The 12,337-nt window shown below is 44.7% G+C and carries 9 protein-coding genes; 8 read left to right on the plus strand and 1 reads right to left on the minus strand.

The window, feature by feature from the left end; all coding sequences use genetic code 11:
• The first annotated feature begins 2 nt into the window (after positions 1-2).
• From modA to CJ305_RS09975, 4 genes are read left to right on the plus strand one after another with little or no spacing between them, the layout of a single operon-like run.
• A complete protein-coding gene (gene modA, locus CJ305_RS09960; protein ID WP_099646117.1) occupies positions 3-785 on the plus strand; it encodes a molybdate ABC transporter substrate-binding protein in 783 nt (260 codons plus the stop codon).
• Positions 778-1,182: a TOBE domain-containing protein gene (locus CJ305_RS09965; RefSeq protein ID WP_099646118.1), complete on the plus strand. Its 405-nt coding sequence runs from the start codon at positions 778-780 to the stop codon at positions 1,180-1,182. Before modA ends, CJ305_RS09965 begins: the two co-directional genes overlap by 8 nt.
• Positions 1,179-1,850, plus strand: a complete 672-nt coding sequence (modB, locus tag CJ305_RS09970; RefSeq protein ID WP_099646119.1) for a molybdate ABC transporter permease subunit — start codon at positions 1,179-1,181, stop codon at positions 1,848-1,850. The genes CJ305_RS09965 and modB overlap by 4 nt, the downstream gene beginning before the upstream one ends.
• Complete coding sequence (locus tag CJ305_RS09975; RefSeq protein WP_099646120.1) at positions 1,847-2,728, plus strand: ABC transporter ATP-binding protein; 882 nt, start codon at positions 1,847-1,849, stop codon at positions 2,726-2,728. The genes modB and CJ305_RS09975 overlap by 4 nt, the downstream gene beginning before the upstream one ends.
• Before the next feature lie 306 nt (positions 2,729-3,034).
• Here the strand turns inward: CJ305_RS09975 and fbp are convergent, their stop codons facing one another.
• Positions 3,035-4,042, minus strand: a complete 1,008-nt coding sequence (gene fbp, locus CJ305_RS09980) for a class 1 fructose-bisphosphatase (protein WP_099646121.1) — start codon at positions 4,040-4,042, stop codon at positions 3,035-3,037.
• A gap of 324 nt (positions 4,043-4,366) precedes the next feature.
• On the opposite strand from fbp, the gene CJ305_RS09985 reads away from it, so the two are divergent.
• The 4 genes from CJ305_RS09985 to CJ305_RS19825 all read left to right on the plus strand — a co-directional run.
• Entirely contained in the window at positions 4,367-5,626 is a 1,260-nt protein-coding gene (locus tag CJ305_RS09985) for an NAD(P)/FAD-dependent oxidoreductase (protein ID WP_099646122.1), read from the plus strand.
• A 446-nt stretch (positions 5,627-6,072) separates the two neighbouring features.
• A partial coding sequence (locus tag CJ305_RS19815; RefSeq protein WP_223248850.1) for an Ig-like domain-containing protein occupies positions 6,073-9,961 on the plus strand: 3,889 nt, incomplete at its 3' end.
• Between the two features lie 40 nt (positions 9,962-10,001).
• Positions 10,002-11,980: beta strand repeat-containing protein (locus tag CJ305_RS19820; protein WP_223248859.1), on the plus strand; the 1,979-nt coding region annotated here is incomplete at its 3' end.
• Between the two features lie 8 nt (positions 11,981-11,988).
• On the plus strand, positions 11,989-12,337 hold a 349-nt coding region (locus CJ305_RS19825), incomplete at its 3' end, for an Ig-like domain-containing protein (protein WP_223248860.1).

The raw sequence follows: 12,337 nt of genomic DNA on the forward strand, positions 1-12,337 counted from the left end.
GGATGAAATCTGTTCCTTATAAATGTATTAAGTTTCCTATTGCGGCTGTTCTTGCAGTGCTGTTGCTTTCCGCTTGCGCGAAAAAATCAAAGAATCAAACCTTAAGGCTGGCCACGGCTGCCAATATGCAGTTTGCGATGAAAGCCCTTGCTGCAGATTTCGAAGCCCGAACAGGAATCGTTAGCGATCTGGTGATCAGTTCATCGGGTAAACTCACCGCTCAGATCAAAGAAGGCGCGCCTTACGATGTGTTTATTTCGGCAGATACGGCTTATCCGCAGGCGATATACCAAGCCGGTTATGCATTAGATAAACCCAAAATTTACGCCTACGGCAAACTGGTGTTGTGGTCTTGTAAAGCAGATAAAATACCTGCGCTTTCAACCCTGCTAACCGATTCTGTTCAGCATATCGCTTTGGCCAATCCGCAGACGGCGCCTTACGGCAGTGCGGCTATTTCGGTCTTAAAAAGCAGTGGAATTTACGAACAGGTCGAAGCTAAACTGGTTTACGGCGAAAGCATCGCGCAGACCAATCAGTTTATCACTTCCGGCGCAGCCGAAATGGGCTTTACCGCGCTCGCTGTAGTGAAAAGTGAAGCTCAGCATGCTCAGGGCAAATACCTGATTCTGGATGAAAGCTTGTACGAACCCATCGCTCAAGCGGCGGTTGTCATCAAGCGTAAAAAGGGTAACACCGAAGCGGCGCGGGCTTTTTATACCTATCTTTTTTCGCCCGAAGCACAGAAAATCCTGAAAGATTTTGGATATTCGGTTGATGAATGAACTGCGGGGGCATATAAAAACGGTTGAAGTGAGCGGCAATCTCAGTCTTGTGGGCGTTGAACTCCAAAACGGACAGCTGTTTAAAGCCATCGTGATTGACACCCCGCAAAGCGCTTCGTATCTCAAGCCCGAAACCACCGTAGCTGTGGTTTTTAAAGAAACTGAAGTCATCATCGGTACCGGAACTCAGTTTCAAATAAGTCTTCAAAATCAAATACCCGCAACAATTGCTCAACTGGAGCAGGGAAAATTGCTGTCTAAATTAAAGCTTGAAACTACCAACGGAAGCATCAGTGCCATCATAAGCAGCAATGCCGTAGACAATCTGAATTTAGAATTGGGTCAGGAAGTGACCGCTATGATTAAGTTGAATGAAGTAATGCTGCGCGCCTTATGAATTGGGAACCGCTTTTACTCACCTTTAAACTGGCACTCGTCACCACGCTCATTTTATTTGTAATCGCGATACCTATCGCTTATAAATTAAGCCGTTCGACCTCGCGCATCAAACCGGTTGTAGAAGCTTTGGTGAGTATGCCTTTGGTGCTGCCGCCCACGGTTTTAGGTTTCTATTTTTTAGTTGCTTTTAGTCCAAATAACGCCTTTGGCAGTTGGCTGAGTGAGTGGCTGGGTATCAAACTTATTTTTTCCTTTCCCGGCCTGGTGGTCGCGTCGCTAATTTACAGTTTGCCGTTTATGGTGCACCCTATTCAGGCGGGTTTAAGCGGAATCTCAAAATCAATCACTGAGGCTTCTTACGTAATGGGCAAATCAAAATGGGAGACCTTACTGCGGGTGCAACTGCCGCAAATTAAACCTGCATTACTAACGGGTGTCGTGCTTTCGTTTGCGCATACGGTGGGCGAATTTGGAGTGGTTTTGATGATAGGAGGCAACATTCCCGGAAAGACAAAAGTGGCGTCAATAGCGATTTACGATGAGGTTGAAGCGCTTAATTATGATGCTGCAAACGCCTACTCACTGGTACTTTTCGCAATTACCTTTTGTATTTTATTGATAGTGTATCTGGTAAATGGTAAATATCTTAAGGGCTTTTGGAAATGATACAGATCGATCTCAAAAAATCTTTGCAAGGCGCAAACGGAGCGATGCAGCTTGACCTCAATCTGGAGATTGCTGAAGGTCAATTTGTGACGCTTTACGGCCCGTCTGGCGCCGGAAAAACTTCGACTTTACGCATGATCGCGGGTTTGATGCAGCCTGATTCCGGGAAGTTGAGCGTTGGAGGAGCGGTGTGGTTTGATGCTGAAAGTGGAACAAACCGAAGTGTCCAGAAGCGGGGAGTGGGTTATGTTTTTCAGGATTATGCCTTGTTTCCGCATATGACGGTTTTAGAAAATCTGAATTTCGCAAAGGCGAAAGGTGCCTCGCAAACTTTGGTCAACCAGTTACTGGAATTGATGGAACTCGGAGATTTGCAGCATCGCAAACCGGAAACCTTAAGCGGCGGACAAAAACAACGCGTGGCTCTTGCCCGCGCGGTGGTTCAAAAACCGGAAATTCTACTTCTTGATGAGCCGCTTTCCGCGCTTGATGCGGGTATTCGGCATAAATTGCAGGGCTATCTGAAGCGCATTCACGAAGAGTTTAAACTGACCACGATACTCATTTCTCATGATGTAGGCGAAATCGTAAAACTCTCCGATTATGTGTATCATCTGGAAGCCGGTAAAGTGATTGCTCACGGCAAACCCGAGACCCTATTTACAGGTCAAAGCATCAGCGGAAAATTTAAGTTTACCGGTGAAGTTTTAAAACTTGAGCAGGAGGAGATTTTAAGCGTTCTGTCTATTCTGATTCATACCCAGGTGGTAAAGGTTGTGGTAAGTCATGAGGAAGCCGAAAAGCTTCAACCCGGTGATCAGGTTCTGGTAGTGAGTAAGGCTTTTAATCCGTTAGTCTATAAACTGGAAAACGGATAGAAATTCAATATTCAAGATTTAAAGTTTAAGGTTACGGCAAACGCCTAGTCGATTCTTAACAGTATGCAGTCTCAGTTTACAGTTGATAGTGAGTAAGAGATAAAATGCGGAAAAAAAGAAAACGATTCAACGATTAAACTCTTCCACGATTAAACTTTTTTACATCTTAAGAAATCAGAAATCAGAAATCAGAAATCAGAAATCAGAAATCAGAAATCAGAAATCAGAAATCAGAAATCAGAAATCAGAAATTAAAACTGCCAAACCCATTAACTCAGCACTCTGAATTCAGCACTCAGCATTAAACTAGTCTTCCTGCTTTAGAAACCATTCAATTTTTTCAACCTCCTTTTTACATCCGCAGAAAAAGGGAGCCCGCTCGTGCAGCTCAGTGGGTTGGCGTTCCATTATGCGACCATAACCGTCTGAAGCCATTCCGCCGGCCTGTTCGGCTATAAAAGCCATAGGATTGCATTCGTAGAGCAGACGCAATTTGCCTTTTGGGGCTGTAGTTCCGGTAGGGTAGAGAAACACACCTCCCAGCAACATATTTCGATGAAAGTCGGCAACCAGAGAGCCGGTATAACGGGAGGTAAACGGGCGTTTGTCAGCCTCGTCCAGTTCCTGAGTCCAGCGGATGAATTTTTTAATTCCCTGCGGAAAATGCACGTAATTCCCTTCATTTATTGAATAAATACGACCGGATTCGGGGAATTTTATGTCCGGATGCGATAGAAAAAAGGAGCCAATGCCCGGATCAAACGTAAAGCCGTGTACGCCGTTTCCGGTGGTGTAAACGAGCATGGTTGAAGAGCCATAGATCAGGTATCCCGCAGCCACCTGATTAACACCCGGCTGCAGAAAATCTTCAAGGGTCACCGGGGTTCCGGTGGGGCTGATGCGCCGGTAAATACTAAAAATCGTACCCACGGTAATATCTACATCAATGTTAGAAGACCCGTCTAGCGGATCAAACAACACCACATAATTTGCATTTTTATGCCGGTCTTCATTAAAGACCACAAAGTCTTCCAGTTCTTCAGAAGCGAGACCGCAGATATCGCCACGATCACGCAAGGTGCTTATAAACATATCATTGGCAAGAACATCAAGCTTGGCCTGTACTTCTCCCTGTACATTTTCATTGCCTGCTTTTCCACGTATTTCGGCGAGCCCCGCTTTATTGATTTCCTGATTAACCATTTTACCGGCGAGACGTATAGCACTTAAGAGGGCTGTTAGTTCGCCTTTGGCATACGGAAAATCCTGTTGATTTTTAATGATAAATTCGCCAAGCGTGGTGTGTCTTTCCATAATTGAGAATAGGTGGTTTTGTTGAGGAATTAAAGCGTTTTTTAAAATACTGATGTCAATAGTTTAAAGCGAAATCGTTTTCGTTTAAACTGAAATACGAATACCTTAACGTATTCTGATGCCAAAAATAATTTAAACATCTGAAATCGGGACTACGAGTAGCGCTTTTTTTAGCTTGAAATCCATTTAGGAAAAACCGAATTCAAAATCTTGAATCTCATCGATTTACTATTACGTTTTCGGTTTTACTTCGACTTAAAAAAGACCTAAAAATGGGGACATCTGCCTAAAAACCGGTAATTTCGGAAGACGAATAGCAGACATATGAAAAAGCACATTGTAGTTATAGGTGGAGGATTTGCCGGGGTAAATCTGGTAAAAAAACTTCGTAAATCTTCAGAATATCAGATCAAATTAGTTGATAAGAATAATTACAATTTCTTTCCGCCTCTGTTATATCAGGTATCTACAGGTTTTCTCGACCCATCAAGCATTACTTTTCCTTTTCGTAATCTATTCAGAGACCAGGGGAACTTTCGGTTTCATATGGGAAGCCTTCAGGAAATTAAACCGGAAGAGAAGCGAATTGTTCTGGATACGGGAGAGCTGGACTATGATTTTTTAGTTTTGGCCACCGGAACTCAAACTAACTTTTTTGGTTTGGATAATTGTCAGAAGCACGCAATCCCGATGAAAACGCTCGAGGATGCTCTTGATATGCGGAATATCTTATTGCAGCGCCTGGAGCAGGCTGCGCGCATCAAAGACAAATCGATGCGTCTGCCTTATCTCAATATGGTTATCGCAGGTGGCGGACCCACAGGAGTTGAGATAAGTGGAGTTTTTGCGGAGTTACGTAACAATACCATTCGCAAAGAGTTTCCGGAACTTGTGGGTAGCGGATCCCGCATTTACTTGGTTAATGGCGGGAATGAGTTGCTGTCTCCTATGAGTGAAAAAAGTCAGCAATACACCCTTGAGAAGCTTCAGGAAATGGGAGTTGAGGTTTTGTTAAATACCCGGGTTGTAGATTTTGATGGTGAAAAAGTACTGATGAAAGACGGTTCGCACATCTACAGCAAAAACCTGATCTGGGCGACCGGGGTGACCGGTTATCGCTTTAAAGGAATTCCGGAAGAATGCTACCAACGGGGCAATCGTATAGCTGTTGATGAAACGAATAAAGTGCTCAACCAGGATGCCATTTACGTCATTGGGGACGCGAGTGTTATGACTTCAGATGCTAACTTCCCGGAAGGGCACCCGCAATTGGCTCAGGTTGCTATGCAGCAGGGGACGGCTCTTGCTAAAAATTTTAAGCGGGCTGCTGAAGGGAAGGCTTTGCAGGCCTTTACCTATACCGATAAAGGCTCAATGGCTATTATAGGCAGTAACAAGGCCGTTGCAGACCTGCCTGATAAAATTCATTTCAATGGTTTCTTAGCCTGGTTCATTTGGGTCTTTGTGCATCTTTTTGCTTTAATCGACTATAGAAACCGGGTTCGCACGTTCTACAACTGGTCTATAGAATACTTCACGAAAAATCAGGATTTAAGACTTATAATCCGACCGAAAAATAAGTAGTTTTTTAACACGTATTTTATTACAAAATATAATCTTATTTTAGTTGGTAATTTATTGTTAATTTTCAATAATAAATAATAAATCAATATAAATTAGAACGTTTTACTTGTAAAAATATAATATAAGAGTTGTTTTTACTCTTATTCCGTTGTTTTTATCTACTTGTGAAAAATCACAAAAATCTCTCATTTAATCGTTTTAGTTTACTTTTTGTCTGATTAAAATACCTTTTTATAGATAAGTCTTTTTAGATTTGATCTCATCGGTGAATGCCCATTCGCTGTTATTCTCCAAAAAACGTTCACTCGGTTCAAAGAGCCCCTAGGCTTTGGTTGAGTTAAGATTTTGATCAGAAATGTGTTTCTGTATCAAGATTTTGAGGTCAATTCTATTCGGCGTTGAAAATGTTTTGGCTTCTGAGTCTGTTTAATTTCAAAATTCACTTTATGAATCTAAAACTACGCACAATCTTATTGGGGCTGGGGTATATTTTACTTCCGGTTTTTTGGTTAACCACTTACGCACAGGCAGATGTTTATGCTACTCAAATAATTGCTGAGGATCACGTGAGCAATTCGGCCTTTGCCACAGATGAAAACCTGGGTACGCGGGCTCAGATCGAGTCTAATTCCGGGTTAGCTCTGGGTATCGGAGCTTTCACAGGTTTTCTTGAACTGGGCTATACTAGTACTGTACCCGCAAATACAACCACCTATCTGAAAATTCAAACTGAAGATGATATTCTCAGGCTCCTGCTTTCCGGTGGTCTTGGAAATCTTCTTTCAGATGTTTTAGGTATTGCATTAGTGGGCAATCAGGAAATTTTGGTTGAAGCCAGAGATGGGAATACAACAATTTTACAGGCAAATTCTGCAGACCCTAATACATTTGACAATGCCCGAGTTCGACTGGTAACTGATGCTGTAGGTGAATATTATATCGCTATTACACCTGATCAGGCTTATAACCGTATTTATATAGCCAACCGTCTGGGCAGCTTAATTGGGTTAAACAATACCAGAACTCTTGACGTGTATGGAGGATATTATGCGACGGGAACCCTTCAATGCAATGAACCGGCTTTCACTTCTTATGATGGTGATGGCCTGAGTCTCGACATTTTGCAGATAGGGGATGCGGGAATAAATAATCCGGAGCGGGCTATTGATAATGATGCAACTACATTCTCAGAATTAAGTCTTGGGGTCATTGACGTCGCTGCGTCTATTGAACAAATTATCTATTTTGACAGAGCCTCTCAGCCTGATGAGGATTTTAAGATTAGTCTAAGAGTAGACCCAACATTAATTGCACTAGGTGTTTTAAATAACATACAGTTTGAAGCTTATAATGGCACTGCATTAATTAGTTCTTCAAATCTGGCATCCCTATTAAACCTTGATTTGCTGGGTATATTGCAGAGCGGTGCGGTGACGCAGGTTCCTTTTGAAGTTGCGGGGCCTGCAGATCGCATCGTAATAAGATACAGCTCGTTACTAGGCGTTAATGCTTTTCAGCGTCTCGACCTTTTTGATGTGGCACTTACACCTGCGATTCCGGTTATCGATGCAGCTTCTCAAAATCTGGAGGTGTGTGCAGGAGATACCGCCAGTTTGATTGCTACTTCAGCATCTGCCGGTGCTCAGATGCGCTGGTACGATAGCCCTGTAGGCGGCAACCTGCTTGCTAGTGTTGCAAGTGGCGATGCTTTTGTAACAGCGCCACTCACTACAGACACTACTTTTTATGTTGCTTCGTTTGTTGCAGGCTGCACCGAAGAATCGGGTAGAGTAGCCGTTAATGTCTCGGTCAATCCCTTACCCGAATCAGGAGATATTACGGTTCTGGGCTTCGACTTACCCATATGTATTCCCGAAATTCTAAACATTGTTCCCACCACAACCCTCAACGGCAGTTTTAATTACTATCTGGATTCTTCAGGCTCCGTGGCCATCACTAATGGTTTGGTACAGGGAAATCTTACTTATACCATCAATGCGGCCGGTGAGCTGGAAGTGGAAGGTCTAACTGAAGCAGACAATCCGTTTAGGGTTTATGTAAGTTTGGTTGATGCGGTAACAGGTTGTGAAAATGCCCCGGGAGATCTAAAACTGGTAGAAGTGACGCTTGATGGAGGTCCGCAGCCTACCATTGCCCTTGACCCGGTTACCACAGACAATATTCTAAATACTGCAGAAATTAATTCTACTATTTCTATTAGCGGTAGTGTAGGAGGCGATGCGCAGATAGGAGACGCGGTAGAGGTGACGGTAAATACCTTTGCTTTCAATACAACAGTCGCTTCAGATTTCACCTTTACTGTAGACGTTCCGGGAGCTCAATTAGTTGCAGATGATGATTTGACGATTGAAGCTGCGGTTACTTCTCAAAATTTACTGCTCTGTGAAACAACAGTACAAACTGCTATAAATTATACCATTGATGATACGCCCCCTGCGGTTCCAACGGTTGACTTTTTGGTAACCAATGACAACACTCCGACACTTATGGGTACTGCTGATTCTATAGATAACTTAAGCCTAAGTGTTGACGGTGTAGTCTATACCGAAGGAGATGGAAATCTTACCGATAACGGAGATAATACCTGGACGTTAAACGTTCCAAATCCCCTTGCTGATGGAATCTATGATGTGATCGCCACGGCTGCTGATGTAGCCGGTAATACTTCGGTAGATGTTACGCTTGATGAATTAACAATTGATACGTTAGCGCCAACCGTTCCTACAGTAAATACGCAGCAAACCAGTGATACTACGCCTGTAATTACAGGTACAGCAGATTCTGTTGACCAAATTACGGTTACCGTTAATGGAATAACCTATGTTGAAGGGAACGGAAATCTGGTAGATAATGGAAACAATACCTGGACATTGACCATTCCTGCCGGAAATGCACTTACAGACGGAGTTTATGATGTAGCAGTTGAAGCCACTGATGCCGCCGGAAATATAAGTACCGATGCCACTGTTGACGAGTTGACCATCAACACCAGTTTGCCCACTACACCTCAGGTTACCCCTTTGATTACGACAAATACCAGTCCTACACTTAATGGTACGGCTGATTCTGTAGATGATCTTACAGTGAATGTAGCAGGTGTGACCTATACTGAAGGGGATGGAAATCTTACGGATAATGGAGATGATACCTGGACCCTGGTTATTCCGGTTGTTTTAGCAGAAGGAACCTATGAAGTGACTGCAACTGCTACTCAGGGTGCGCTTTCGGCAACAGATCCCACTACCGATGAACTTGTAATTGATCTTACGCCGCCCACTGTTCCCACAGTAAATTTCCTCACGACAAACGACAGCACACCGATTGTTACCGGTACTGCTGATTCCATAGATAATCTCACGGTGAGCGTTGATGGGACGACCTATATTGAAGGTGACGGAAACCTGGTTGACAACGGAAATAACACCTGGACATTAACAATCCCGGGTCCCCTGGCCGATGGTGCATACGATGTTTCGGCTACAGCGACCGATGCCGCCGGTAACGCTTCGGTTGATGGGACTGTTGATGAACTTAACATTGATACCACAGCACCTGTAATACCCACAGTAGATTTTCTGGTAACTACTGATAATACACCAACCCTAACCGGTACTGCTGATTCCGGAGCCAATTTGACCATCATTGTAGGAGGTATTTCATATGCTAAAGGAGATGGGAATCTAATCGATAACGGTGATAATACCTGGACGTTAAATATACCTATTCCGCTTGCAGATCGGGTTTATGACGTGATTGCCATATCTACCGATTCGGTGGGGAATACCAGTATGGATGCGACTTTTAATGAACTTACGATTGACACCACGCCACCTACGATTCCAACGGTAGATCCGTTGGTAACGAATGACAATACACCTGTAATTACCGGAACTGCTGACTCTGCTGATGATTTGGTAGTGGTTGTAGCCGGAGTTACTTATACCGAAGGCGACGGAAATTTAGTTGATAACGGCGATAACACCTGGACGCTTACAATCCCGGGTCCACTTGCAGATGGCACTTACGATGTGATGGCAACGGCGACTGATCCTGCCGGGAATGCTTCGACTGATGTAACTGTTGATGAACTTACGATTGATACTACACCACCTACGGTTCCAACGGTAGATCCTTTGGTAACAAACGATAATACTCCGACTATTACCGGAACTGCTGACTCTGCTGATGATTTGGTAGTGATTGTAGCTGGAGTAACCTATACCGAAGGCGACGGAAATCTGGTTGACAATGGCGATAACACCTGGACGCTGACAATTCCCAGTCCGCTTGCCGATGGTACTTACGATGTTATGGNATTGTAGCTGGAGTAACCTATACCGAAGGCGACGGAAATCTGGTTGACAATGGCGATAACACCTGGACGCTGACAATTCCCAGTCCGCTTGCCGATGGTACTTACGATGTTATGGCAACGGCCACTGATACCGCCGGGAATGCTTCGGTTGATGCGACTGTTGATGAACTCACGATTGACACCACGCCACCTACGGTTCCAACAGTAGATGCTTTGGTCACGAATGACAATACTCCAACGATAACCGGAACTGCTGTTTCTGCTGATGATTTGGTGGTGGTGGTTGATGGAGTAACCTACACCGAAGGTGACGGAAACTTAGTTGATAACGGCGATGATACATGGACCTTGACAATCCCGAGTCCGCTTGCAGATGGCACTTACGATGTGATGGCAACGGCGACTGATCCTGCCGGGAATGCTTCGACTGATGTAACTGTTGATGAACTTACGATTGATACTACACCACCTACGGTTCCAACGGTAGATCCTTTGGTAACAAACAATAATACTCCGACTATTACCGGAACTGCTGATTCTGCAGATGATTTGGCGGTGATTGTAAATGGAATGACTTATACAGAAGGCGATGGAAACTTAGTTGATAACGGCGATAATACCTGGACGCTAACAATCCCGAGTCCGCTTGCTGATGGTACTTACGATGTGATGGCAACGGCGACTGATCCTGCCGGGAATGCTTCGACCGATGCTACAATTGATGAACTTACGATTGACACCATGCCACCTACGGTTCCAACGGTAGATCCTTTGGTAACAAACGATAATACTCCGACTATTACCGGAACTGCTGACTCTGCTGATGATTTGGTAGTGATTGTAGCTGGAGTAACCTATACCGAAGGCGACGGAAATCTGTTTGACAATGGCGATAACACCTGGACGCTTACAATCCCGGGTCCACTTGCAGATGGTACTTACGATGTTATGGCAACGGCCACTGATGCCGCCGGGAATGCTTCGGTTGATGCGACTGTTGATGAACTTACGATTGACACCACGCCACCTACGGTTCCAACTGTAGATCCTTTGGTGACGAATGACAATACTCCGACGATTACCGGAACCGCTGATTCTGCTGATGATTTGGTTGTGGTGGTTGATGGAGTAACTTATTCTGAGGGCGACGGAAACTTAGTTGATAACGGCGATAACACCTGGACGCTTACAATCCCGGGTCCACTTGCAGATGGCACTTATGATGTGATGGCAACGGCGACTGATCCTGCCGGGAATGCTTCGACTGATGTAACTGTTGATGAACTTACGATTGATACTACACCACCTACGGTTCCAACGGTAGATCCTTTGGTAACAAACGATAATACTCCGACTATTACCGGAACTGCTGACTCTGCTGATGATTTGGTAGTGATTGTAGCTGGAGTAACCTATACCGAAGGCGACGGAAATCTGGTTGACAATGGCGATAACACCTGGACGCTTACAATTCCCAGTCCGCTTGCCGATGGTACTTACGATGTTATGGCAACGGCCACTGATACCGCCGGGAATGCTTCGGTTGATGCGACTGTTGATGAACTCACGATTGACACCACGCCACCTACGGTTCCAACAGTAGATGCTTTGGTCACGAATGACAATACTCCAACGATAACCGGAACTGCTGTTTCTGCTGATGATTTGGTGGTGGTGGTTGATGGAGTAACCTACACCGAAGGTGACGGAAACTTAGTTGATAACGGCGATGATACATGGACGTTGACAATCCCGAGTCCGCTTGCAGATGGTACTTACGATGTGATGGCAACGGCCACTGATGCCGCCGGGAATACTTCGACCGATGCGACCATTAATGAACTTACGATTGACACCACGGCACCTACGGTTCCAACTGTAGATCCTTTGGTAACTAATGACAATACTCCAACGATTACCGGAACTGCTGATTCTGCTGATGATTTGGTCGTGGTTGTAGCCGGAGTGACTTACACCGAGGGCGACGGAAATTTAGTTGACAACGGCGATAACACCTGNACCAACAATCACCGGAACCGCTGACTCTGCTGATGATTTGGTTGTGGTGGTTGATGGAGTAACTTACACAGAAGGCGACGGAAACCTGGTAGATAATGGCGATGATACCTGGACGCTGACAATCCCGAGTCCACTTGCAGATGGTACTTACGATGTGATGGCTACAGCTACTGATGCCGCCAGTAACGCTTCAGTTGATGCGACTGTTGATGAACTCACCATTGACACTACACCACCTACGGTTCCAACTGTAGACCCTTTGGGAACGAATGACAACACACCAACGATTACCGGAACCGCTGATTCGGCTGATGATTTGGTAGTGGTGGTTGATGGAGTAACCTATACCGAAGGTG

Source organism: Leeuwenhoekiella nanhaiensis (genome assembly GCF_002744755.1).
Classification (GTDB): Bacteria; Bacteroidota; Bacteroidia; order Flavobacteriales; family Flavobacteriaceae; genus Leeuwenhoekiella; species Leeuwenhoekiella nanhaiensis.